Origin of the sequence: Neotamlana laminarinivorans, from assembly GCF_020523925.1 — a bacterium.
Classification (GTDB): domain Bacteria; phylum Bacteroidota; class Bacteroidia; order Flavobacteriales; family Flavobacteriaceae; genus Neotamlana; species Neotamlana laminarinivorans.
This window is the reverse complement of the sequence record NZ_JAJAPW010000008.1, coordinates 1-26,060: the sequence shown is the minus strand read 5'-3', so window position 1 is coordinate 26,060 and position 26,060 is coordinate 1. Positions and strand designations below refer to the sequence as shown.

At 32.5% G+C, this 26,060-nt stretch carries 22 protein-coding genes; 21 read left to right on the top strand and 1 reads right to left on the bottom strand.

Translation table 11 applies throughout. The annotated features are described in order from the left end of the window. Positions 1 to 14: 14 nt before the first annotated feature. From LG649_RS14470 to LG649_RS14400, 15 genes are all read left to right on the top strand, one after another. Positions 15 to 1,337, top strand: a complete 1,323-nt coding sequence (locus LG649_RS14470; RefSeq protein WP_226544538.1) for a TolC family protein — start codon at positions 15 to 17, stop codon at positions 1,335 to 1,337. Between the two features lie 10 nt (positions 1,338 to 1,347). Then, positions 1,348 to 2,562 (top strand): efflux RND transporter periplasmic adaptor subunit, encoded by a 1,215-nt coding sequence (locus LG649_RS14465; RefSeq protein WP_226544537.1) that lies wholly within the window; start codon positions 1,348 to 1,350, stop codon positions 2,560 to 2,562. Positions 2,563 to 2,567: 5 nt separating this feature from the next. Then, positions 2,568 to 3,311 carry an ABC transporter ATP-binding protein gene (locus LG649_RS14460; protein ID WP_226544536.1) on the top strand — a complete coding sequence of 248 codons (744 nt, stop codon included), beginning with the start codon at positions 2,568 to 2,570 and terminating at the stop codon, positions 3,309 to 3,311. 2 nt (positions 3,312 to 3,313) lie between these two features. Further along, positions 3,314 to 4,534 carry an ABC transporter permease gene (locus LG649_RS14455; RefSeq protein WP_226544535.1) on the top strand — a complete coding sequence of 407 codons (1,221 nt, stop codon included), beginning with the start codon at positions 3,314 to 3,316 and terminating at the stop codon, positions 4,532 to 4,534. A gap of 94 nt (positions 4,535 to 4,628) precedes the next feature. Beyond that, complete coding sequence (locus LG649_RS14450) at positions 4,629 to 6,062, top strand: MATE family efflux transporter (protein WP_226544534.1); 1,434 nt, start codon at positions 4,629 to 4,631, stop codon at positions 6,060 to 6,062. A gap of 175 nt (positions 6,063 to 6,237) precedes the next feature. Beyond that, positions 6,238 to 7,407: an efflux RND transporter periplasmic adaptor subunit gene (locus LG649_RS14445; RefSeq protein ID WP_226544533.1), complete on the top strand. Its 1,170-nt coding sequence runs from the start codon at positions 6,238 to 6,240 to the stop codon at positions 7,405 to 7,407. Between the two features lie 15 nt (positions 7,408 to 7,422). Next, positions 7,423 to 10,584, top strand: a complete 3,162-nt coding sequence (locus tag LG649_RS14440) for an efflux RND transporter permease subunit (RefSeq protein ID WP_226544532.1) — start codon at positions 7,423 to 7,425, stop codon at positions 10,582 to 10,584. Positions 10,585 to 10,597: 13 nt separating this feature from the next. Next, positions 10,598 to 12,010, top strand: coding sequence for an efflux transporter outer membrane subunit (locus LG649_RS14435; protein WP_226544531.1), 1,413 nt, complete (start codon positions 10,598 to 10,600; stop codon positions 12,008 to 12,010). A gap of 142 nt (positions 12,011 to 12,152) precedes the next feature. Then, positions 12,153 to 12,551 (top strand): DoxX family protein, encoded by a 399-nt coding sequence (locus LG649_RS14430; protein WP_226544530.1) that lies wholly within the window; start codon positions 12,153 to 12,155, stop codon positions 12,549 to 12,551. A 15-nt stretch (positions 12,552 to 12,566) separates the two neighbouring features. Continuing rightward, positions 12,567 to 13,598: a sensor histidine kinase gene (locus LG649_RS14425; RefSeq protein ID WP_226544529.1), complete on the top strand. Its 1,032-nt coding sequence runs from the start codon at positions 12,567 to 12,569 to the stop codon at positions 13,596 to 13,598. Positions 13,599 to 13,600: 2 nt separating this feature from the next. Beyond that, complete coding sequence (locus tag LG649_RS14420; protein ID WP_226544528.1) at positions 13,601 to 14,335, top strand: LytR/AlgR family response regulator transcription factor; 735 nt, start codon at positions 13,601 to 13,603, stop codon at positions 14,333 to 14,335. Positions 14,336 to 14,352: 17 nt separating this feature from the next. After that, positions 14,353 to 15,093 carry a hypothetical protein gene (locus tag LG649_RS14415; RefSeq protein WP_226544527.1) on the top strand — a complete coding sequence of 247 codons (741 nt, stop codon included), beginning with the start codon at positions 14,353 to 14,355 and terminating at the stop codon, positions 15,091 to 15,093. 80 nt (positions 15,094 to 15,173) lie between these two features. Beyond that, the gene (menD, locus tag LG649_RS14410) at positions 15,174 to 16,934 is read left to right on the top strand and encodes a 2-succinyl-5-enolpyruvyl-6-hydroxy-3-cyclohexene-1-carboxylate synthase (RefSeq protein WP_226544526.1); all 1,761 of its coding nucleotides are present in this window, start codon (positions 15,174 to 15,176) and stop codon (positions 16,932 to 16,934) included. Positions 16,935 to 17,033: 99 nt separating this feature from the next. Next, entirely contained in the window at positions 17,034 to 17,372 is a 339-nt protein-coding gene (locus tag LG649_RS14405) for a DUF2853 family protein (protein WP_044633494.1), read from the top strand. 89 nt (positions 17,373 to 17,461) lie between these two features. After that, on the top strand, positions 17,462 to 18,292 hold the full coding sequence (locus LG649_RS14400) for a CvfB family protein (protein WP_226544525.1): 831 nt from the start codon (positions 17,462 to 17,464) through the stop codon (positions 18,290 to 18,292). On the opposite strand, the gene LG649_RS14395 is transcribed toward LG649_RS14400, so the two are convergent. After that, on the bottom strand, positions 18,285 to 18,707 hold the full coding sequence (locus tag LG649_RS14395) for a hypothetical protein (protein WP_226544524.1): 423 nt from the start codon (positions 18,705 to 18,707) through the stop codon (positions 18,285 to 18,287). The genes LG649_RS14400 and LG649_RS14395 overlap by 8 nt on opposite strands. Before the next feature lie 151 nt (positions 18,708 to 18,858). On the opposite strand from LG649_RS14395, the gene mnmE reads away from it, so the two are divergent. The 6 genes from mnmE to LG649_RS14365 form a co-directional block, all read left to right on the top strand. After that, positions 18,859 to 20,274, top strand: a complete 1,416-nt coding sequence (gene mnmE, locus LG649_RS14390; RefSeq protein ID WP_226544523.1) for a tRNA uridine-5-carboxymethylaminomethyl(34) synthesis GTPase MnmE — start codon at positions 18,859 to 18,861, stop codon at positions 20,272 to 20,274. Then, the gene (locus LG649_RS14385; protein WP_226544522.1) at positions 20,274 to 20,630 is read left to right on the top strand and encodes a hypothetical protein; all 357 of its coding nucleotides are present in this window, start codon (positions 20,274 to 20,276) and stop codon (positions 20,628 to 20,630) included. The genes mnmE and LG649_RS14385 overlap by 1 nt, the downstream gene beginning before the upstream one ends. Before the next feature lie 226 nt (positions 20,631 to 20,856). Further along, a complete protein-coding gene (locus tag LG649_RS14380) occupies positions 20,857 to 21,303 on the top strand; it encodes a hypothetical protein (protein WP_226544521.1) in 447 nt (148 codons plus the stop codon). Between the two features lie 268 nt (positions 21,304 to 21,571). Beyond that, a complete protein-coding gene (locus LG649_RS14375; RefSeq protein WP_226544520.1) occupies positions 21,572 to 22,882 on the top strand; it encodes a hypothetical protein in 1,311 nt (436 codons plus the stop codon). 119 nt (positions 22,883 to 23,001) lie between these two features. After that, positions 23,002 to 24,435, top strand: coding sequence for a T9SS type B sorting domain-containing protein (locus tag LG649_RS14370; RefSeq protein ID WP_226544519.1), 1,434 nt, complete (start codon positions 23,002 to 23,004; stop codon positions 24,433 to 24,435). Position 24,436: 1 nt separating this feature from the next. Further along, positions 24,437 to 26,060: PorP/SprF family type IX secretion system membrane protein (locus LG649_RS14365; protein ID WP_226544518.1), on the top strand; the 1,624-nt coding region annotated here is incomplete at its 3' end.

Sequence of the window (26,060 nt, the reverse complement as noted above, 5' to 3'; positions counted from 1 at the left end):
TAAATACTTTAAAAATGAAACCATTTATATACATCTGTTTTTTTGCTCTTAGCAGCTTGGGTGTTTTTGCTCAAGAAAGCCAAGTTAAGCAATGGACGTTCCAAGAGTGTTTGGAGTATGCTGTAGAACATAATATTAGTATAAAAAATATTGAATATTCTGCAGAAACTGCCAATGTAACGCTTCAGCAATCTAAAGATAGTCGTTTGCCAATTGTAAACGGAAGCGCATCTCAGGCTTTTAGAAATGGGCAGTCTATCGACCCAATTACCAGCGAGTTTGTCGATCAGCAAATTAACACCACTAGTTTTGGTGTAAATGCATCGGTTAATTTGTTTCAAGGCAATCAAATTAAAAATAGAATTAAGCAGAACACGTTATTAGCCGACCAAAACAGTTTATATGTTGAAGAAGCTAAAAACAGTATTAAGTTAAGCGTAGCCGAAGCTTATTTGCAAGCGTTGTATGCTAAAGAAGGTATTGTTGTAGCAGAAAAAACATTAGAAGCTTCAACTAAAGAAGCCCAACAAGCGAAAGCCAGATTAGATGCTGGAAGTATTGCTATGCAAGATTATACAGATGCTATTTCACAAGAAGCAACAAACCGATACGATTTAATTGAAGCTAAAAATAATTACGAGCAGCAAGTTATTGTTTTAAAACAATTATTAGAGTTAGAGCCCGAAGTAGAATTTGATATTGTAACGCCTAATAATGACATTTATTCAGCGCCTATTTTACCAAATAAAATAGCCGTTTATCAAGCAGCTTTAGGTATGTTGCCAGAATACGAAGCTGTAAAATTGGATGTCGATGTTACCGAAAAAGACTTAGATATTGCCAAAGGCGATTATTTACCAACATTGGCTTTAACAAGTAGTTTGGGTACTGGTTATACAAGTTCTCAGGACATGAATTTTTCAAATCAATTAAATGGTAATTTTAATCAAACCGTAGGTTTATCGTTAACTATTCCCATTTTTAACGGATTTCAAACAAAAGCCGAAGTGCAAAAGGCTAAAATAGCAATCGATCAATCTAAACTAGAAGTTGTTAGTCTTCAAAAGGAAATTTATAAAAATGTAGCAACCGCTTATCAAAATGCGCTGTCGTCTCAAGAACAACTAGAAGCAGCAAAAGCAGCTAATAAAGCGGCAGAGGAATCGTATAAACTGGCTCAAAAAAAATACGATTTAGGCGCTTTAAGTACCACAGATTTAGTAGTAAGCCAAAACACTTTTACCAACGCACAATTAAACTATTTACAAGCTAAATACTTAAATATTCTTTACAACCAATTATTACAATATTATCAAGGAAACGCGATAACACTTTAATATCAACATCATGAAAAATAAAAACAAAAAACTAATTATAGCAGGAATAATTACTGCCATTATTGCATTGGTACTTTACAATATTTTTAAGCCTAGTCAGGATGCAGTTGTAGAAGTTAAAACTATAGCAGCAAAAAAAGGAGATGTTACCACTGTAGTAACATCAACAGGAACCATAGAACCTATAACACAAGTTGATGTTGGTACACAAGTATCTGGTGTTGTAGAAAAAATTTATGTAGACTACAATAGCGAAGTGAAAGCAGGTCAGCTAATTGCAGAGTTAGATAAAACAAATTTAAAAGCGGCAGTAGTACAAGCACAAGCCAGTTATAACAACGCTGTTAGCCAAAAAAGTTATACAGAAACCATTTACAAAAGGCAAAAAACGTTATACGATAATCAAGTTATAAGTAAATCAGATTTCGATGATGCTAATTACGATTATCAAATAGCAAAAGGAACGGTTTCTCAACGTTTATCAGAACTAAAAACAGCACAAACAAATTTAGAATATGCCAATATTTATTCACCAATAAATGGTGTGGTTTTATCGCGAGATATAGACGAAGGACAAACCGTTGCGGCAAGTTATAGCACGCCAACATTATTTACCATTGCTCAAGATTTAAAAGAAATGCAAGTGGAAGCCGATGTAGATGAAGCCGATATTGGTAATGTAAAAGAAGGACAACGTGTAACCTTTACTGTTGATGCTTTTATAGGTGAAACCTTTGAAGGTGAAGTAACTCAAGTGCGTTTAGATTATACCGAAACATCAAATGTAATAACCTATACTGTTGTAATTAAAGCCGATAATCCTGATTTAAAATTAAAACCAGGGTTAACAGCAACTGTTTCTATTTACACTTTAGAATTAAACGATGTATTAACGGCCGAAGCTAAAGCTATAAACTTTAAGCCAGAACCCGATGTAATGATGCAATATATGCAACAGGAAAATATAACACCACGAAACGGGAAACCAGAAGCAAATAATGATGCTACAGTACTTTGGGTTTTAAATAACGATAAGTCTATTACACCAAAACCAGTAAAATTAGGTGCTAGCGATGGGGTTAATGTACAAGTTTTAGAAGGATTAAATGAAGGTGATAAATTGGTTTATAGCTTAAAAAGTTCTAATCCTAACGCAATAAACGGCCCACAAGACGGTGGTTCAAGCGAGAGTCCATTTATGCCAAAACCACCAGGAAAAAAATAGAAATCATGGCAAAAGAAATTATAAAAATAGAAAACCTTAAGCGAGAGTTTACCATGGGATCGGAAACTGTACATGCTTTAAAAGGTATTTCTTATAGCATTACAGAAGGCGAATTTGTAACCATTATGGGATCTAGTGGATCTGGTAAAAGTACCATGCTAAATATTTTAGGTTGTTTAGATCAGCCAACGTCTGGAACTTACGAGATTGATGGCGTTAAAATGAAAGATTTAAGTAAAAACGAACTCGCTACCATTAGAAACGAAAAAATAGGGTTTATTTTTCAATCGTATAACTTGTTGGCAAGAACAACAGCTATTGAAAACGTAGAATTGCCCTTATTGTATAACAGTAAAGTAACTTCTGAAGAGCGAAGGGAACGCGCAATTAAAGCCTTAGAGATGGTTGGTTTAGGTGAACGATTGCATCATACTCCTTCTCAGCTTTCAGGAGGGCAGCAACAACGTGTTGCTATTGCGAGATCGTTGGTAAATAATCCGGTAATGATTCTTGCTGATGAAGCCACAGGTAACTTAGATACCCGAACATCGTACGAAATAATGGCACTTTTTCAAGAATTAAATAAACAAGGTATAACTATTACGTTTGTTACCCACGAGCCAGATATAGCCACATTTAGTAGTAGAACTATTGTGTTAAAAGATGGCGATATTATTCAAGATTATAAAAATCACAACGTACAATCGGCAGCAGAACAATTAGCAAAATTACCGAAAGAAAATCATTAGTTATGAGAATTTTAAACTTAGTAAAAATTGCATTTAAAGCCATTGTTCTTAATAAAATGAGAACATTACTCACCATGCTTGGTATTATAATAGGTGTTGCATCTGTAATTGCTATGTTGGCTATTGGTGAAGGCTCTAAAGAAAGTATTCGTACTACAATTTCTAGCATGGGCTCGAATATGATTAATATTCGTCCTGGTGAAGATACACGTGGCGGTGTTAGGCAGGAAGCCAGCGCCATGGAAACCTTAACTCTAGACGATTATTACGCTATAAAAGAACAAGCCGATTTATTAACCTATACGACACCAATGGTTAATGGTAGCGGACAAGTAATTAATGGATCGAACAACTGGCCATCTTCTATTTATGGTGTAAATCCTGAGTATTTAAATATTAAGGTTTTAGATTTACAAAGCGGAAGTATGTTTACAGATGCCGAAGTTAAATCGGCTTCAAAAGTGGTATTGTTAGGGCAAACTGTGGTCGATAATATTTTTCCAGATGGCGAAGATCCTGTTGGTGCTACCATTCGTTTTGGTAATATTCCGTTTAAAGTTATTGGTGTTTTATCAGAAAAAGGAGAAAATACTTTTGGGCAAGATCAAGATGATGTTGTTATTGCACCATACACCACTGTGCAAAAACGTATTTTAGCTATAGATTATTTAAACCAAATAATGGCTTCGGCAGCAAGCGAAGAGCAAGCGCCAGATGCTGTAACTCAAGTAACAGAAATTTTAAGAACTCAGCATAAGTTGGCAGATAATGAAGATGATGATTTTAATGTGCGTTCTATGGAAGAATTAATTTCAACATTTAGTTCAACCAGTGAGATGTTAACCGTATTATTAGTTGCCGTTGCAGGAATATCACTTTTAATTGGAGGTATTGGTATTATGAATATTATGTATGTGTCTGTTAAAGAACGTACCAAAGAAATTGGTTTACGTATGGCTGTAGGTGGTAAAGGTTCAGACATTTTAATGCAGTTTTTAATTGAAGCTATTTTAATAAGTGTAACCGGTGGCGTTTTAGGAGTGGCATTAGGCTTAGGTGCAACCTTTTTTATCGAGAAATTTTTGCATTGGCCAACAAGTGTAGCTCTTTATTCTATAGTGGTTTCTTTTGCTGTTTGTGCTGTAACTGGTATATTTTTTGGATGGTATCCGGCTAGAAAAGCTTCAGCCTTAGATCCAATAACAGCTTTACGTTACGAATAATTCAATGGCTTTAAAATTATTAGAGTTGAATAAATGGTGATTTAGAATATTAAATTTTAATAATTCTTACTTCTCCCTATTAAATCTGGTTTAAATGAATCCATTAAAATCAACATCTCAGCAATTATTGTGTTTCGTAAAAGGAAATTCAATTGCAGATACAAAACAAACCAAAAAACAGGGAGAAGTATATTCACTCAAAGACGATAGTATTTTAAAACTACTATTAATTTTTGTTGGTCCTGCAGTTTTAGGTATGCTAATTAATGCACTTTACAATTTTGTGGATCGTATTTTTGTTGGGCAGTATGTTGGTGTAGAAGGATTATCTGCAGTTACGATGGTGTTTCCTGTTACACTTTTACAATTTGGATTAGTGTTATTGTTTGGTAGTGGTTCTGGAATTTTAATTGCTAAACATTTAGGGGAATCTCAACCCGAAAAAGCCAGTAACGTTTTAGGAAATGCTATAGCTGGTATATTTATAGTTATGCTGATTTTTACAAGCCTCGGGCTTATATATTACAGACCTTTACTGGAGCTATTTGGTGCAAGTGGAACCTTATTAAACTTGTCTGCAGAATATTTATTAGTTATAATATTAGGTTTTCCTCTTAGTTTTTTTTTAGCCTTAGAATTTACATGTAGAGCAGAAGGAAATCCAAAATTACCAGCAAAATTAATAGTGCTTTCTTGTGTAATAAATCTATGCTTAGATTATGTTTTTATGAAAATATTTAATCTAGGTATTCGTGGTGCTGCATTAGCGACTATAATTGCTCAAGCTACAAATGCTTTACTATTAATTAGATATTATGCAAATGGACAAAGCTTAGTAAAATTAAAACGGAAGCAAATAAGGCTACAAAAATCAATTATTTTCCCTATATTATTAGTGGGATTAGCACCTTTTTTAATGGATTTAGCCATTAGTTTTCAGAATATTTTTGCTAATAATTTATTATTAAATTCTGGAGGAACAGACGGTGTTGCCGCTATGGGAATTCTATTTGGAGTAAATGTTTTTTTCATGATGATTGCTTTAGGTACAGGCGATGGTATGCAGCCTATTGTAAGTTTTAATTACGGTGCAAAACGTTTCGATAGAGCCAGTAAAACATTAGAGATAGCAATTAAAATAGTAAGTGTAATAACCATTTTTGGTCTTTTAGTTTTGGAATTGTTTCCAACACAGATTTCAAGTGTTTTTATAGAAAGTGATGGTAACCAAAATGTAATCTCCATCTCAAAAAAAGCATTGCAAATTTTTGCGATTTCGATTCCTTTTTATGCTATTCAAATATTAATTACTAGACATTTTCAAGCGCTTCAGAAAAACAAAACAGCAATGTTTTTAGCCTTACTAAGACCTATAATTTTATTTTTTCCAATAGCATATTTACTTAATAATTGTTATGGTTTAACAGGTGTTTGGCTCGCCTTTCCTGTTAGCGATGGTATTGCTGCTGTGGTATCATTGCTATTAGTTAAAAAATATGCAGTAAATACTTTAACCGTTACAAAATAAAATACTACTTCGGCTGCTTAGGTACAACAAATAAAAATGAATGTGTTTTTATATAAAAAAACCGTCGATAAAATCAACCTAAAGTTAGATGTGTTTAGCAAGTTCTTCTATTTGTTTTGAGAACTATTTATAAAAAAGAGACTTTTACAATAACAAAAAATCACCTAATAATCATATGAAACATCAAATAAATAATTTTAGAATTACATGTATTGGGCTTGTTGTAGCTTTTATTACACTATCATGTAATAACGAAAAGAAGCCTGAACAGAGAAATGGCGTAGCCGATTACGAAGTACTTACCGTTTCTTCAAAAGACATAGAAATCTTCAGAGAATTTCCAGTAACTATTGAAGGTACAGAAAACATAGAGATTTACCCTAAAATTGAAGGTTTTATAGAAAAGGTACATGTAGATGAGGGCGAATATGTAAAAAAGGGGCAACTCCTTTTTTCATTGAATGCACCCGAATATCAGCAAGACCTTTTAAGTACAAAGGCTGCAATTAGCAGTGCAAAAGCAGATGTTAGTTCTGCTCAGGTTGATGTGGAAAAAGCAAAGCCTTTAGTGGAAAGAGAAATCATTAGCAAGTTTGAGCTAACCTCTGCCGAAAACTCACTTACCGCGGCAAATGCAGCTTTAGAACAGGCGCAAGCCAATTATTCCAACGCACTTACCAGTTATAACTACACCAAAATTACAGCTCCGGTTTCGGGCTATATTGGCTCTCTACCCTATAAATTAGGGAGTTTGGTAAGTAGTAGCATTTCTGAACCTTTGACTACGGTGTCTAATATTAAACAGGTGTACGCTTATTTTTCAATCAATGAAAAAACGTATTTAGAATTTGCAAAGGCAGGTTTGCTGAAGAGTTTAGATGAAGTTTCTCTTTTACTTCCAGATTATACCGCTTTTGACCAAAAAGGAAAAATCCAAACCGTTAGTGGTCAAGTAGACGAAGAAACAGGCTCGTTTAATGTACGTGCTATTTTTGACAATCCAGATAATTTATTGAGAACAGGAAATAGTGCAACGATACAAATTCCGAGAACTATTGAAGCTGCTTTTCTTATTCCGCAATCGGCTACCTACGAAATTCAAGGAGGTATCTACGTGTATTTGGTAAACGAACAATCGCAAGTACAATCTACTAAAATTACAGTAACCGCCACAAATTCGGGTCAGGCCTATATTGTTACAGAAGGACTCAAAGAAGGCGACCAGGTGGTTCTTGAAGGCATTTCAGGATTATCCAGCGGTAAAGTAATAAAGCCGGTTCCAGTAAAAGAAAGTGCGATAAAGGCGCTACAGCAAATCACAGAAAAAGTAACAACTACCAACTAATAAATAGTAGAAATTATGTTTAATAAATTTATAAAACGACCGGTTCTTTCGGCTGTAATTTCTATTATCATTTTGATTTTAGGGATTATAGGAATAACCACATTACCAATATCTCAATATCCAGATATTGCACCACCTACAGTACAGGTTTCAGCCTCTTATGATGGTGCAAATGCAGAAGCCGTATTAAATAGTGTTATTGTTCCATTAGAAGAAGCAATTAATGGTGTTGAAGGCATGACCTACATGACCTCAACTGCAACTAGTGGTTCGGCTAGTATAACTGTTTATTTCGAATTAGGTACCGATCCTGATATCGCAGCAGTAAATGTTCAAAATAGTGTATCTACAGCGTCAAACTTATTGCCTTCAGAGGTTACGCAATCGGGTGTTACTACACAAAAACAGCAAAGTAGTAATGTTTTTATTTTTGGGTTGTATAGTGAAGATGGCAGATATGACGAGGAATTTATTCAGAATTACGCTGAAATTAATTTAATACCTGTTCTAAAAAGGATAGATGGTGTTGGTAGTGCATCGGCATTTAGTTCTAGAGAATATAGTATGCGTATTTGGCTAAAGGCGAATATCATGGCGAATTACGGGTTAATTCCTTCTGATATTACCACAGCGCTTGATGATCAAAACTTAGAAGCTGCACCAGGAGAATTAGGTTTACAAGGGGCACAAGCGTATCAATATACCTTAAAATACAAAGGTAAATTACAAAATGCTGAAGAATTTGAAGATATCATCATTAAAACTACAGATGATGGGCGTATTCTACGTTTAAAAGATGTAGCTAGAGTAGAATTAGGGTCACAATCCTATAGTACAATAACCACCATTAAAGGTCAGCCTGGTACTGGTGTTGCCATTGCACAATCTGCGGGATCAAATGCCCAAGAGGTAGTGGCACAATCCATTGCAACCTTAGAAGAAGCTTCTAAAAACTTTCCTGAAGGTTTAGAATATGCAGAAATGGTAAATGCCAATGACTTTTTAGATGCATCTATCGAAAAGGTAATTAGTACATTAATCGAAGCATTTTTATTGGTTTTTATTGTCGTATTTATCTTCTTACAAGATTGGCGTTCTACATTGATCCCGGCTATTTCGGTACCTGTGGCTATTGTAGGAACCTTCTTTTTCTTAAGCGTATTTGGGTTTACTATTAACTTATTAACCTTATTTGCATTAATGCTTGCCATTGGCATTGTGGTAGATGATGCCATTGTGGTAGTAGAGGCAGTACACGCCAAACTGGATTCGGGTTATAAATCTGCCCGAAAGGCGAGTTTAGATGCCATGAGCGAGATTTCTGGGGCTATTATTTCTATCACCTTGGTGATGTCTGCCGTGTTTATTCCGGTAACATTTATTAGTGGATCATCTGGAGTGTTTTACCAACAATTTGGTATTACCCTAGCCATTGCCATTATATTATCGGCTGTAAATGCATTGACGTTGAGTCCGGCGTTATGTGCCTTATTATTAAAACCACACGAAGAGCATAAATCAAAAAGTTTTGTGCAACGTTTTTATGTCGCTTTTAACGTAGGGTTTGAGAAAACAACCTCAAAATATAAGAATGCGTTAAACTTTTTAATTCGCAAAAAAGCAATTGCGCTTGGTGTCATCATTGTATTTATTGGTGTATTCGTTTATCTAATGAATACAACAGCAACAGGCTTTGTACCCGATGAAGATCAAGGTATTGTTTTTGCCGATGTTAGTTTACCTGCTGCATCTTCTATGGAAAGAACGGATGAAGTTTTAGATGAACTACAAAAAATTATTGAAGATATCCCAGAAGTAAACGCCTATTTAAGATCTACTGGTCGTGGATTTATAAGTGGTACAGGGTCTAATTATGGTATGTTTATTTTAAAACTGAAACCTTGGGATGAGCGTAGTGGAGAGGGACAAAGTGTACAAGAAATCATTGGTCAGTTGTTCGCAAGAACGGCATCTATAAAAGATGCTAATATGATATTTTTTGCTCCGCCAACGGTTACAGGGTTTGGTTTAAGTAACGGTTTTGAAGTGCAATTACAAGACCAAAGCGGTGGTACCGTTGACGCGCTTTATGATGTAAGTCAAGATTTTATTGAAGCATTAAGTCAACGACCAGAAATACAATATGCCAGCACAACGTTTGATCCAACTTTTCCACAATATGAAGTGGTGGTAGATGTTGCTAAAACCAAGCTTGCAGGTTTAGATGTAGAAGGTGTTTTAAGTGTAATGCAAGGCTATTTAAGTGGTGTGTATGCTTCTAATTTCAATAAATTTGGAAAGCAATATCGTGTGTATTATCAAGGCGAACCAAACTTTAGAGCCAACCTTGAGAGTTTAAATGCTATAAAAGTTAAAAATGGCAACGGTGTTATGGCACCTATTACCGAATTTGTAACCTTAAAAAGGGTTTATGGCCCACAAAGTTTAACGCGTTTTAATTTATTTACAGCGGCAAAAATAAGTGGCGCTCCCAACTCAGGTTATAGTTCTGGTGATGCCATTAACGCTATTGAAGAAGTAGCGGCAGAAACCTTACCAACAGGGTACGGATATGAATATTCTGGAATTACTAGAGAAGAGATTTCCGCAGGTAGCCAAACCGTTTATATTTTTATGCTGTGCTTCATATTCGTGTATTTCCTATTGTGCGCACAGTACGAGAGCTTTATACTTCCTATTGCCGTTTTATTATCGGTACCGGCAGGACTGTCAGGAGTATTAATCTTTGCAAACTTATTTGGTATTAGTAACAACATTTATATACAGATTACCTTGGTGATGCTGATTGGGTTGCTGGCTAAAAATGCCATTTTAATTGTGGAGTTTGCCATACAACGAAGACGAGAAGGAGAAACAATACTACAGTCGGCATTAGATGGAGCCATAGCACGTTTTAGACCAATTTTAATGACATCGTTTGCCTTTATTTTCGGATTATTTCCGTTAATGATATCAACTGGTGCTGGTGCTGTTGGAAACAGAGCTATTGGTACAGGAGCCATTGGCGGTATGCTGGTTGGTACCCTATTAGGTGTAATGGTGATACCGGTATTGTTTATCATATTCCAGAACCTTCAAGAAAAAATAGTAGGTGACACCAATCACGATTGGGGAGATGAAGATGATATTGATACTAAAAAAGAACAATTAAATTAAAGCGAATACAGATATGAAATCTAATACTATAACATACATCATTCCTATCGCTGTACTTGTTTTACTGATGAATTCTTGTGGAGTGATCAATAAAAGATATACCACGCCAGATAGTGAATTTGCAGAACAATACAGAGATACCTTGGTTAATGATACAACATCCATGGCAACAATGCCTTGGAAAGAAATAATTTCCGACAGTATTTTGCAAAATTTGATAGAAGAAGGTTTGCAAAACAACCTCGATTTAAAAGTTGCTATTGAAAACATATATCAGGCGAAGGCGAGTTTGGTTGAAGCAAAATTAGCGGTGTTGCCAAGTTTAGAAGGAAGCGCCAGTGTTACGCGTTCAAAAACATCGGAGTCCTCTCTAAATTTAGGAAGTGTAAGTGGCATAAATTTAAACACCACTTCTTATATAGGGCAATTAAGTAGTAGTTGGGAGCTAGATGTTTGGGGAAAGTTACGCAGTAACAAACGGGCTGTTTTGGCTTCATTTTTAGAAACCGAAGCAGCAACGAGAGCGGTCCATACCCAGTTAATTTCGGACATAGCCACAGCATATTATAATTTACTGACTTTAGATGAACAATTAGAGATCACTAAAAAAACTTTAGAAAATAGAATTGGTGACCAAGAGACGATGAAGTATTTGAAAGAATCGGCTGTGGTTGATGGTGCAGCAGTGGTTCAAAGTGAGGCGAGTAGGTATGAGATAGAAACCTCAATACCAGATATTGAAATATCCATTTTAGAACAGGAAAATGCCTTGGCGATTCTATTGGGCAGATTACCTGGCACTATTGAAAGAACATCTTTAAAAGAACAGGAGGCATACGCCGATTTAAAAATAGGAGTACCATCTTCATTGTTAAGAAATAGACCGGACATTCAAGAAGCGGAAATGGCTTTCAGAAGTGCTTTTGAAGATGTAAATATGGCTAAAACCTATTTTTATCCATCCTTGACCATTACGGCAAGTGGAGGTTTGTCTTCCTTAGATTTATCCAATTTTTTCGACAACTCCATTTTCTATAATCTAATTGGGGGCTTAACACAGCCTATTTTTGCGAACGGAGAAAATAAGGCAAGACTGAAAATTAATAAATCGGTTCAACAACAGTCGTTTTATGATTATAAAGCAGCATGGTTAAATGCCGGTTCAGAAATATCGAAGGCCTTATATTCCTACAATAAGACTAAGGAAAAGCAAGAGTCTAGAGCACATCAAATAAATGCGCTTGAAAAATCTGTAGAATTTACCGAAGCTTTATTGGAATATTCATCAAGCACCAATTATACCGATGTATTAACTACTAAAAACAGTTTATTATCCGCACAGTTAGATAGTGTTGAAGATAAAAAAGATGAGTTACAAGCTATTATAGAATTGTACCGCGCCCTTGGTGGTGGTTGGATGAATTAATGTTTTTATAAAAGACAACGAAGATCACGATTTTCCATCGGTAAAAATAATACTATTGGTATAGCTAATACTTGTAAACGTCTATTTTAGATTGAAAAAAGCAAAAGTAACCTTATATTAGAGAGTTATTAAATTTATAAAAATGAAAAAAAACTCAGATTTAGGACTATTGATTTTAAGAATTACAGTCGCAGGTTTAATGTTATTTCATGGTGTAGCCAAATTAAGTAATTTAAACGGTATTAAAAGTATGTTATCGTCTAATGGCTTGCCAGAACTTATGGCTTATGGGTCGTATATTACAGAGATAATTGCCCCAATTTTAATAATTATAGGTTTTAGAACGCGTTTAGCATCGATAACCTTTTTCTTCGGAATGCTTATGGCTTTATTTTTAGCGCATTCAGAAAATATGTTTGCATTAAGTAAAACAGGAGGATTAGAAATAGAATTGATTTTGTTGTATGCCTTCGGAGCCTTAGCTTTGTTTTTTACAGGAGCAGGAAAATATGCTTTATCTCATAAAAATACTTGGGATTAAATCTTGAACGTATACATGTCCAAAAATAATAAAATAACTTTATTCGCTCATTTATTAGCTTGGTTGGTATTATTTAGTATACCATACATTTTATCGTATGGGCAAGAACAAAATATTAATAGAATTATAGCGCATTTCTGGATTCCTATTCTGTTTTATGCTGTTATATTTTATTCAAATTATTTTGTTTTAGTAGATCGGTTTTTATTTAAGAAAGAAACCTTGTTGTTTATTCTTATTAACGTTTTAATAATCACGATTTGTATAACTATAAAAGAGCAGATTGAAAGTGCGGTTTTCCCCGATATTAGTCGTCCAATAATTAGGGATGGAGATGGCCCATCGTTAAAAATGATGATTTACGTACAAATGTTTTCATATTTGGCGCCGTTATTATTTTCAATAGCTATAAAAACAACAAAACGCTGGGTAAAAACAGAAGCCGAACGTAAGGAAGCTGCTAACTTTAAGTTACAATCCGAACTACAACATCTACATTATCAGTTACAGCCGCATTTCTTTTTTAATTCATTAAACAACATTTACGCACTGGTAGATATTTCTCCGGTTGAAGCAAAAAGCTCGATTCATAGCTTAAGTAAGTTAATGCGTTATATGCTTTACGAAACTAATGTGGATAAGGTTTTTTTATCGAAAGAAATAGAATTTCTACAAAAATATATCGAGTTAATGAAGCTTCGCTTATCCGATAAAACAAAGGTGAATTACACATTTCCTTCAACTGAAACAGGCATTAAAATAGCACCTTTACTTTTTATTTCATTAATTGAAAACGCTTTTAAACACGGCGTGTCGGCAAGTAATGTAAGCCATATTAACATGGAAATGATTTGTGAAAACACAGCAGTAATTTTCAAAATAAATAATAATAATTACCCGAAACAAACAACCGATAAAAGTGGTTCTGGTATTGGTTTGCAAAATTTAGAAAAACGTTTGCAATTATTATATCCTAACAAATTTGAATTTAATAATACTTTAGAAAATAATATTTTCTCGGTCATTTTAAAAATAGAAACTAGTTAAAAATGAGTGTTTTAAAAATATCTTGTATTGTAGTTGATGATGAGCCAATGGCGCTAAATCTGGTTGAAAGTTATGTTGAAAAAACGCCTTTTTTAGAGTTAAAAGGAAAGTTTAGTAATGCCATTGAAGCTATGGATTTTATAAAAGAAAATCCGGTGGATTTATTGTTTCTAGACATACAAATGCCTGATTTAACTGGTGTAGAATTTTCGAAAATGTTACCAAAAGGCACTCGTGTTATTTTTACAACAGCCTTTAACGAATATGCACTTGAAGGCTTTAAAGTAGATGCTATCGATTACTTATTAAAACCTTTTGATTATGCCGAATTTTTAACCGCTGCAAATAAAGCGCAGCAATGGTTTAATTTAGTGAAAAATAAAGAAAACCAAACCACTAAACCTTTAAACGAAAAAGAGTTTTTATTTGTAAAATCTGAATACAAACAGCTTCGTGTTAGGTTAGCAGATGTATTGTATTTTGAGGGGTTAAAAGATTATATTAAAATTTGGTTAAAAGATACACCAAAACCCATTTTAACGTTATTAAGTTTAAAGGCACTAGAAAAAGAATTACCAGAAACTAAATTTATGCGTGTACATCGGTCGTTTATTGTAGCATTAAATAATATTGATGTAATAGAACGAAGCCAAATAATAATAAATAAACAAAGAATTACCATCTCAGAACAATACAAAGCTAAATTTATAGAGTTTCTAGATCGTAATTCACTTTAAATAGAGCAAAACTTATTATGAAACTGCTTCACAAATTTAGAAGAAACCTTATTTTTTCAGGTAAATTTAAATCGTATATTGTTTATGCGCTAGGCGAAATTGTACTTATTGTAATTGGTGTCACTATCGCATGGAAAATTAACGATTTAAACGATATTAGAAAAAGTAAAATATTAACTCATAAAATAGAGGTTAATTTAAATGAAGAATTAAGTGCTAATTTGCGTTTACTAAAGCGTAAAATAGATATTGATTCCGAGATGGTTGCATATTTACAAAATACCTTAAAATATGTTGGCAAAAACGATGCAGAATTAAGTCAAGGAGCTAAAGATACCATCACAAACATTGCCCACGTTGAGGTTCAGTTATTGGAAAGCACACTAAATTCGGTATTAACAACCAGTAAATTAGAGCAAATAAGTAACGTTAAGCTAAAAGATTTACTGTCGTTGTATTATCATAAAATCGAAAAATTTAAAAATCAAGAAAAGGTAATTGAAGCTATTATTTCAGAGAAACTAAAACCTGTTTTAGAAGAATTTGTGTCACTAACCGAAATTTTACCAGAAGGTGAAAAATACAAGCATATTAAACAATATGGGAATAAATCAAATTATTCTACATTGTTAAATAACAAAAAATACCAAAATAGTATAATAGATAGGTTATTAGAAACTCAGAAACAACTAGAAAACAGTAAAATATTATTAAGCAAAACAAAGATATTAATAGCCACTTTAAATAATGATATTTGAAGCAGTTTTAATAATCTAGTATCATTTTATACAAAAACAGCTAATATTCGTTAATTTTGTATTTCTATTTAAATAGCTAAATGAAATACCCAAAAATTCCATTGGCACAAACTGTAATTCAGCTTTGCAAAGCCAAAAATATAAAACATATTATTTTATCTCCAGGAAGTCGAAATGCGCCATTAACCATTGGATTTACTCACGATGATTTTTTTAATTGTTATAGTATTGTAGACGAGCGCGCTGCTGCCTTTTTTGCTTTAGGGATAGCACAACAATTACAAGAACCTACAGCTGTTGTGTGTACATCGGGTAGTGCGGTTTTAAATTATTATCCGGCTGTAGCCGAAGCTTTTTATAGTAATATTCCTTTAGTGGTTTTATCGGCAGACAGACCAAAACACTTGGTTGGTATAGGAGATGGGCAAACTATAAATCAAAAAAACGTTTTTGAGAATCATATATTATATTCAGCAAATTTAAAGCTAGATTTAAAAGACGAACATAATATTCCAGAGCATGAAGATATTCCTATAATTAAAAATTTAGAAAATAAATTTGAGCGTTTTTTAGGCTTACAAAAAGATATACAACAGTACAACGAAGAAGAAATTAACGTAGCTATAAATTCAGCAATTATAAAAAAAGGGCCTGTACATATTAACATTCCTTTTGATGAACCTTTGTACGATATTGTAGATACACTTAGTGTAACTCCAAAAGTTATTGAACCCGTTTTAAAACCAGCAAAGGTTGAAGATTATGTTATACAGTCGTGTTTAGAGGATTGGAACAATGCTACAAAAAAAATGATTTTAGTGGGTGTAAATTATCCTAACGAAATTGATGAGCAGTGGTTAGAAGAAATATCGAAAGATGATAGTATTGTGGTATTTACAGAAACTACATCAAACCTACATCATAAAAGTTTTTTTCCTAGAATAGATCAAATTATAGCACCTTTAAATGACGAAGAATTAAAAAAACTGCAACCAGATATATTAGTAACTTTTGGAGGTTTAATAGTTTCAAAAAAAATAAAACAGTTCTTACGAAAGTATAAACCTAAGCAGCATTGGCATATCGATGCAAAAATGGCGAACGATACCTTTTTTAGCCTTAACAATCATATTAAGCTTCAGCCAAATGTGTTTTTTAATATGTTTTTACCAAAAGTAAAACATTACGTAAAAAGCGACTATTTACCATTTTTAACAGCTGTAAAAAAACATCGTATAAAAAAACATAAAGATTATTTAGCAGAAATACCGTTTTCAGATTTTACAGTATTTCATAAAGTTTTAAAATCTATTCCAAAGCAGTCTATATTGCAAGTAAGTAATAGTTCTGCAATTCGCTACACGCAATTGTTTAATATAAATAAATCAATAAAAGTGTTTTGTAATAGAGGTACAAGTGGTATAGATGGTAGTACTTCTACAGCTATTGGGTGTGCCGTAGCAAATAGTGAACCTACGGTTTTTATTACAGGCGATTTAAGCTTTTTTTACGATAGTAATGCGCTATGGAACAATTATATGCCTAATAATTTTAGAATTATTGTTGTAAATAATGCTGGTGGAGGTATTTTTAGAATTTTACCAGGACATAAAAACACCGAAAATTTTAATACTTATTTTGAAACTAACCATAATTTAAATGCAGAGTATTTATGTAAAATGTATGGTTTTTCGTATTCATCAGCTTCAGATGATGACAGTTTAGCTGAAGCTTTAAACAATTTTTACAGCGAAGATAACCAACCAAAATTACTAGAAATATTTTCACCAAAACAAGTAAACGACGAGATACTTTTAAATTATTTTAAATTTATAAGCTAAAAAATGTGACTATTTTACCATGTGTAGTGTCTAAAAAATAGTATCTTTAAAGAGAGATATTAGTTAAATTATTAATCAATTTTAAACACAAATAACATCATGAGTAAACGTGACGAACTTATTGCAAAATACGCAGTAGATTTAAAAGAAAAATGTGGAGTAGAAGCAGATATGGATTTATTAAAAAAAGTAACCATTGGTTGCGGTCCATCAATTTATAATGCAGATGCTTCAACTGTTTCAGGATCAGATGCATCTGAGTTAGCTACAGTAAAAAACAATTTTTTAATTAAAAAACTAGGTCTTAGTGAAAGCGACGATTTAGATGGTGCAATTGCTAGCGTAATAGAGCAATATGGTAAGTCTAACAGAACTAAATACAGAGCTGTTGTATATTACTTATTAACTAAACATTTTGGTAAAGAATCTATTTACTAGAATAAATAATAAATAAATTATTAAGGAAGCACTGCAATATTGTAGTGCTTTTTTATTTTATCAAAAACTAATATCATTACCTTTGCGGCATGGAATTAGGAAAAATAAATACACTAGAAATACTTCGCGAAACAGATCATGGCATTTATTTAATTGATGTAAATGATGAAGAAGTATTATTGCCAAACAGATATGTGCCAGCAGAATTTAAAATTTGGGACAAAATTGATGTTTTTGTGTATTTAGATAACGAAGAACGTCCTGTAGCAACAACCGATAAGCCCTACATTACCCGTAATAATTTTGCCTTATTACGTTGTAACCAAGTTACAGAATATGGTGCTTTTTTAGATTGGGGCTTAGTTAAAGAATTATTTTGTCCGTTTCAAGAACAAGCCTTTAAAATGAAACCAGGCGGTTGGTATCTAGTTTATTGTTATTTAGATGAAAAAAGTAATAGATTAGTTGCGTCAAGCAAAACGAATAGATTTTTAGATAATAAAGATTTAACCGTTAATGAGTTTGATGAGGTAGATTTAATTGTATCGCATCCATCAGAAATAGGTATGAATGTTATAGTAAACAATAAACACCATGGTTTAATTTTTAAAGATACTATTTTTAAAGATTTAAGTGTGGGCGATAAATTAAAAGGTGTAGTAAAAAAAATACGTCCAGGAAATAAAATAGATATTGTTTTAGGGCAGATAGGTTACAGAAACATAGAGCCTAATGCACAACGTATTTTAAATGAATTAGAAGATAATAGTGGGTTTATAAAACTAACAGATAAATCATCTCCAGAAGCTATAAAAGAGCAGCTTCAAATGAGTAAAAAAAGTTTTAAAAAAGCAATAGGAACATTGTATAAGCAACGCCAAATAGAAATAAAAACAGATGGTATTTATTTAGTTAACTAGCCTTAAGGCGTTTTTTTACTTTGTTATTAACGCTAAAAATTGCTTCGTAAATATTGTCGTGACCCACATCATCAGATAAACAAAAATTACTTTCAATAGCTGCATTCATAATACTCGCAGGATCGTGGCCAACAACAGCATATCCACTCAAGTTTTTTAATTGATTTCTAAAGGCGGGAATATCTAAAAGTTTAACAGAGTAAGAGTTTACCCTATTGGCAACAACACCAAATGGCTTATTTTCTCCAAAATATTTTTTTAATTGTTTAAAAAGCGATTTTGTGTTTTTTAGGTCAACATGTACGCCTTCATCAAATTCAATAATTACAATATTATTAAGAAAATACATATAACCAAGGTTATTTTTACAAGACATAGTTATAAGGTGTTTTAAATCGGAATCTTTTATACTCATAACAACACAAAATTTTTAGGGATTTTAAGGCATTAATTAATTTGCTTTATTAAGACACGATTTTTTTAAATAAGTCACAATGAGTTTGTTATGGTTTGTTGTTTTTTTTTAATTAAAATATATAAAGCCTTATTTTTTCTATTTTTGCAAAATGATTTACAACGATACTATAGTTGCATTAGCAACAGCTTCAGGAGCAGGAGCAGTAGCCATAATAAGATTGTCAGGAAAAGATGCAATAGAAATGGCTTCGAAAAATTTTAAATCGGTTACCGAAAATAAAACCCTAAATAAAGTAAACACACACACAATACATTTAGGGCATATTGTTGATGGACAAAGAGTTATAGATCAAGTTTTAGTGTCTGTTTTTAAGAACCCGAATTCTTATACAGGTGAAGATGTGGTTGAGGTGTCTTGCCATGGTTCGGTTTATATACAGCAAGAAATTATTCAGTTATTTTTACGCAAAGGCTGCCGAATGGCAAATCCGGGAGAATTTACTCTACGTGCTTTTTTAAACGGAAAATTAGATTTAAGTCAAGCAGAAGCCGTTGCCGATTTAATAGCCAGTGATAATGAAGCGTCTCACCAAATTGCTATGCAACAAATGCGTGGTGGGTTTTCTAGTGAAATAGCAAAGCTACGTGAAGAGCTACTTAACTTTGCTTCTTTAATAGAACTTGAACTCGATTTTGCAGAAGAAGATGTAGAATTTGCCGATCGCTCTCAGTTTAAAGAATTAGTAGAACGTATAACTTTTGTTTTAAAACGTTTAATAGACAGTTTTGCTGTTGGTAACGTAATAAAAAACGGTATACCAGTAGCCATTGTGGGAGAACCTAATGTTGGTAAATCTACATTATTAAATGCACTTTTAAATGAAGAACGCGCTATAGTTAGTGATATTGCAGGAACCACACGCGATACTATTGAAGATGAATTAGTAATAAATGGAATAGGGTTTAGGTTTATTGATACGGCAGGAATTCGCGATACTAATGATGTGGTAGAGAGTATAGGTATTAAAAAAACTTTTGAAAAAATAGAACAAGCCCAAGTTGTAGTTTATTTATTCGATGCAGATGTTATTTCGCACGATGATAAGAAATCTGAAAATATTATAATTGAAATAGAAAAAATTAAGAACAAATACCCATTAAAACCGCTCCTAATCATCGCGAATAAAACTGATAAATTAACTGAAGATAAAAAACAAAGTTTAAACAGTATTTTGAGCAAAGTTGAAGGTTCTCAATATTTATCGATATCTGCAAAGAGTGGTAAAGGTGTAGAAGATTTAAAAACTCAACTATTAAATTTTGTAAATACAGGCGCTCTAAAAAACAACGAAACTATTATAACAAACACCAGGCATTATGATTCGCTATTAAAAGCTTTTCAAGAAATTCAAAAAGTAAAATATGGTTTAGAAACGGGATTGTCAGGCGATTTAATGGCGATTGATATTCGTCAGGCATTATATCATTTTGGAGAAATAACAGGAGAGATTACTAGTGATGATTTACTTGGTAATATTTTTGCTAATTTCTGTATTGGTAAGTAATGGTCATAGAAGATTTAATAGGTGAATTCTCTGTAATAGGTAATAATCAAAATGAAGAACAAACTATATACAAAGGCATATTAACTCTCTCGTTAAACACCAATAAACAAATAAAGGTACAATGGTTAATAAGTGGAACACAAATACAAAAAGGAACTGGCTTTTTCAAAAATAATATTTTGGTAATTAACTTTAATTATGCTGATGAAGAAAACAACATATATAAAGGTGTTGTTGTTTACAAATGTTTAAGTAAAGATATTTTTGAAGGTTTTTGGTCTGAGAAACATGGTAATCCATTATTTTTAGGAGAAGAATGTTGTTTTCGAATTAATAATAATCAACCAAGTAATTAAATTATTCAAAGTCTAATCGATTAAAATTAATTTATTTAAAAGTTTATACTAGTTTTTAACCATATCTCTTTTTTATCTAATTTAAAGGTTTATTTTAGCATTGTTTTTTGTGAGTTTATTAGTATTATGATTAAAAAATTAACTCTCAAATTAAAATAAATCGATAAAACGCTTGTTTTTTGCGTTAAATTACATAAATTTGCATCAGAACCCTAAATTTTATAAAATGAAAACCAAAATTTTATTTCTTTTTTTAACTGTATTTTTTACTATTGCTAAAGTTTCCGCTCAAAAATCTTCGGGAGCTAAAAGTATTATTTCTCCCAATGTTGCTATAAAAAAATACCATAATAAAAGTGAATTAGAAAGTATGCAGAAGGGGCAATTACTAACTTTGTACATTGAGCGTTTAGAAAGTCTAGCTAAAACACTGCCATATATTGCTTTTGCTACAAAACCAGGAATAACTATGACTACGCTTGGGATTCCTAATACGAGTGACAATCGAAAAAAATTAGATACTCAGTTTGAAGAAACAAATGCTTATATTATGAGTACAAAAGAATTTGAAAATACGTTTCTACCATATTCAGATACCAGAAATTTAATAGCTGCTATATTATTTTACGAAGAAATTATGAAATCGCTACATCAATATAACGAATTCCGTTAAATTTATAGCTTAGCTATTTATTTATTGTTAAGTAAATGAATTCTATTTTATAGAAGCTAAAAAAATTAAATCAATTTAAGTTTGTTTACAAAAAAAAATATTAAAAAAAAAGAAGACAATCTCATTTCATATATATTATCGATGAAATGATTTAAAAAAGCATTAAATCAATGTGTTTAATCGAAAAAATTGGTATTTCGTGGATTTTATTATATTTTTGATTAATTATTACACAAACTCAATCTACTATTAACTTAAATTTATGACTATGAAAAACTCTATTTATACCTTGTGCATAATATGCGTTTGTATTTCAGTTGGTTATGCTCAGCAAGAAAAAGGAATTATAGGTGCATCCAATTGGCTGAATTATTGGACAGAGTTTAATGCTAGTACTCATGATTATGGAGAGCCTAATAAAATATTGTCGGGTTATATAACTGAGGATACTAAGTTAAACAAGCGTGATATTTATTTATTAGTAGGTAATGTATTTGTAAAAGATAGTGCAACATTAACTATAGAAGCAGGAACAGTAATAGTTGGAGATTACGAAACTAAAGCTTCTTTAACAATATCAAAAGGTTCTAAAATTATAGCTGATGGTTATGAAACAGATCCTATTGTTTTTACTTCAGAGAAAATTTCAAAGCGTCCAGGCGACTGGGGTGGTTTAGTGATACTAGGTGATGCTCCTTCTAATAGGTTTGGTAATGGTTCTGTTGCTCAGTATTATAAGGACTTAGATCCAAGTGCATACGTAAATGCTAGTTTTGGTGGAAATAATATTGAAGATAATTCAGGAATATTAAAATACGTTCGGATAGAATTTGCTGGGAATCGTTTGAGTAATAATACTTACATGAATGGTTTGTTTTTAGCAGGGGTAGGGAGTCAAACTGTTTTAGATCATGTCATGGTAAGCCACAGTGCAGGAGATTCGTTTAAAGCTTGGGGTGGAGCACCTCATTATAAAAGAGCGGTATCATATAAGGCTAGTGGGAATGATTTTAAATTAACCTTTGGTGCTCAAGTTAATTTAGAAAACTCGATAGCTATTCGTTCTCCGTATGCATCAAATAGTGAAGTGGCTAGATGTTTACAGGTAAAGTCTTATGATGATATTCAAGGTGTAGATTTTTCAAAGAAAAATACTTTTGTTACAGCAGTAAATTTAACTTTTGTTACAGAAAGTAAAGATATTAATTCAGATATCGATAAAGGTTTAGTTAATGAGGCTATTTATGTAGGTGAAAATGCATCTTTAGACATATCAAAAAGTGTTATATCTGGTTTTAACCCTGCAGTTATCTTTCAAAATTCAATAAAAATTAATCAGGAGAATCTAGATAAAATTAAGTTTTCTGAGATGTATTTTAACAATTGTAAAGGGAATATTTTTGTTGAAAACAATAATAATAATGAGGATTTAGAAAACTGGTATGGAAATTCTGCATTTTTCAATGTGTATTCAAAAGGTGATGATACTGAAACATTTATAGATTCTAATAACCCAAAGAAACCAGATTATAGATTGCGAATTAATAAAATAATGGCAACAAATATAGTAACAGATTAGCAAAATAATCCCTACGCAAAATAACGACTCTCAATTTCATTCATTTTAATTTAAAAATGTGCGCTTTTTATTATATTTAAAGGTGTAGAAGGAAGTGAGTGCTTTAAAATTAGAATTACATGAAGAATTTAGCTGTTACTTTCGCATTTTTGCTCACCTTATTCTTTCCCAAATTATTGCATGGACAAATTATTATAGGTAAACCTTCTTTAGGCTTTACTCAAGCATGTGCTAGTGCTTCATTTAATCAATATAATGTAACATTTACTTTTTCTCCAGATTCTAGTTTGTTACCAACTAATCAATTTATCTTAGAATTATCTGATGCAGATGGAGATTTTACTAATTCAGAAGTTATTTACACATCAGCAGAAAACGAATTTACTTCATCACCTGCAACAATAACGTTTTCATTTCCAGAGACAATAGCTGGAGAGGCATATAAAATTAGAGTAAAAAGTAGTAGTCCTGTTGCCACAAGTACCTCATCCAATTCATTTGCTGCTTATTTTAAAATTCAAGATACACCATTTACAATAAACAATTTAGAGGAAACAGCTTTGTTTTGTTCAGGAGGAAGTTATTTGTTAACCATAGATAATCCAGGTAGTGATACTAACGATTCTCCTTTACAATATCCTAGCTTAACATTTAATTGGTTCAAAGCTACTTCAGATACAACTTCAGAATATGTTTCAACTGGACTAACTCTAGAAGTTACAGAACCGGGTATATATTATGCAGAAACAGATTATGGTTCTTGTACCTCTAATTCGCATTCAAATAGAGTAGAAGTTATTGAATCTTCTTCGGCTGCTGATGCAGAAATAACTTCAAGTTTAGGAAATCCATTTTGTTCGGGTGATGGTGAAACAACTCTTAGTACTATTAATGCTAGTACTTATCAGTGGTACAAAGATGGTGAGTTGATTGAAGAAGCTACAAATCAAGAATATTTAACAGATGAACCTGGTACTTATTCAGTAGATATAGATTTAGGAGGTTGCAATACAACGGCATCAATTACTTTAGAAACTTTAGATTTTTCAAGCAGTATAAATGTAGAAGAAGATTTTACTATAAACAGTGGAGAAACAATAGAGGTAATAATTACAACTGATGCAGATTCTCCTGTTTTTCAATGGTATTTAGATGATGTTTTATTAAGTTCCGAAACATCAAATACTTTAAATGTTGCCCAAACTGGGACATATATAGTAAATGTTACAGAAACTATAGGTTGTGAAGCATCACAATCTTTTCAATTTGTGGTAACAGATCCGTTTCCAAGTGTAGAAAATATACCAAATGTAATTAGCCCTAACAATGATGGGGTGAATGATACTTGGGTAATTCCGCAAAAATATGTGAGTGGTACAAATACAGAAATTAAAATTTTAACTGCTCAAGGGAAAATAGTCTATCAAACTAACGATTATTTAAATAATTGGCCAGAAACAGAAATTAATTTTACCAGTATTAATCCAGTTTATTATTACATAATTACAAACGATAGCGAAACTAAAAAAGGTTCCATTACAGTAATAAAATAGAATGAAAAAGTTAATGCCATACATGTTTTTTACAATTTTTTTTGTGCAACATATAGTTGCTCAAAATGAAGATGGCGTTGTGGCTTTTCAGTTACCAGTAAGAAATGGCTTAAGATTTAATAAATTTAATATTAACCCTACTTTTAGCTTTGTTAGAGAACAAAATAAATATATAAGCATAACAAATAAGCGTGAATGGGTTGGTTTTACAGATGCCCCACAAACATATTTGTTTAGTTATAATGGTCGATTTAAAGAAAACATAGGTGCAGGAGTTAGTTTGTTTCAACAAAATTATGGTGTAATGACTACTTTTGGAGGTGTTTTAAACATGGCGTATAATGCTGTAATAAGTCGCAATCAAAATTTAACATTTGGTATTAATCTAGGGGCATATAGTAGTGGACTTAACGAAGGTAATGTTGTTATTAATTTTGATGATCCTTCTCTACAAAATATACAATCAAATACTGTAATATCAATTAATCCGGGTATTAACTATGGTACAACATTCTTAGATTTTGGTGTATCATTAAATAATATAGTAGCTTATAATTTTACAACATCTAAAATGTTGGAAGATAACCCAGAGCAATCCATACAAGGTCATATTATGTATACGGGCTACATGGATAGTCGAGGTTTTTTCGATGAGAGTAAATTTACTGCTTTTGCACGTACAGAATTAAAAAAAGAAACCACGGTTGTTTCTGGAATAGTCATGCTTACTGTTCCAAAAGGTATTTGGGGTCAGGTAGGTTATAATACTTTGTATGGAGCTTCAGGAGGAATTGGTTTTAATATAACAAATACTATAGCTGTAGAATACAATTATGAAAAAGCTATTGGTGATTTAGCTAGTTTTGGTAGTTCCCATGAGTTAACACTAGCTTATAAATTTAAAGACAATAATAGATTTCTTTACAGTGGAGATGATGATGAAGAAGCTTTATTAAAATCAAATAAAAGAAAAAGTAGTTCTAGTAATAGAAAACCAAAAGCAAAAACAGCTGCTCAAATTGAAGCAGAAAGAGCAAAACGTATAGAAGCAGCGGCTCAAAGAAAAGCAGAAGCTGAAGCGAAAGCAGAACAAAGGCGTATAGCAGCAGCTAAAGCAAAAGAAGAAGCGGAAGCTAAACGATTAGAATTAGAAGCACAACAAAAAAGAAAAGTTGAACAAACTTCTAAAGCAGAACAAGAACGTTTAGCAGCAGAAGCAAAATCAAAAGCAGAAGCAGAAGCAGAAGCTAAGCGTTTAGCACAAGAAAGAGCAGAAGCAGAGGCTGCAGCAGCGAAAGCAGAACAAGAACGTTTAGCAGCAGAAGCAAAATCAAAAGCAGAAGCAGAAGCAGAAGCTAAGCGTTTAGCACAAGAAAGAGCAGAAGCAGAAGCTGCAGCAGCGAAAGCAGAACAAGAACGTTTAGCAGCAGAAGCAAAATCAAAAGCAGAAGCAGAAGCAGAAGCTAAGCGTTTAGCACAAGAAAGAGCAGAAGCAGAAGCTGCAGCAGCGAAAGCAGAACAAGAACGTTTAGCAGCAGAAGCAAAATCAAAAGCAGAAGCAGAAGCAGAAGCTAAGCGTTTAGCACAAGAAAGAGCAGAAGCAGAGGCTGCAGCAGCGAAAGCAG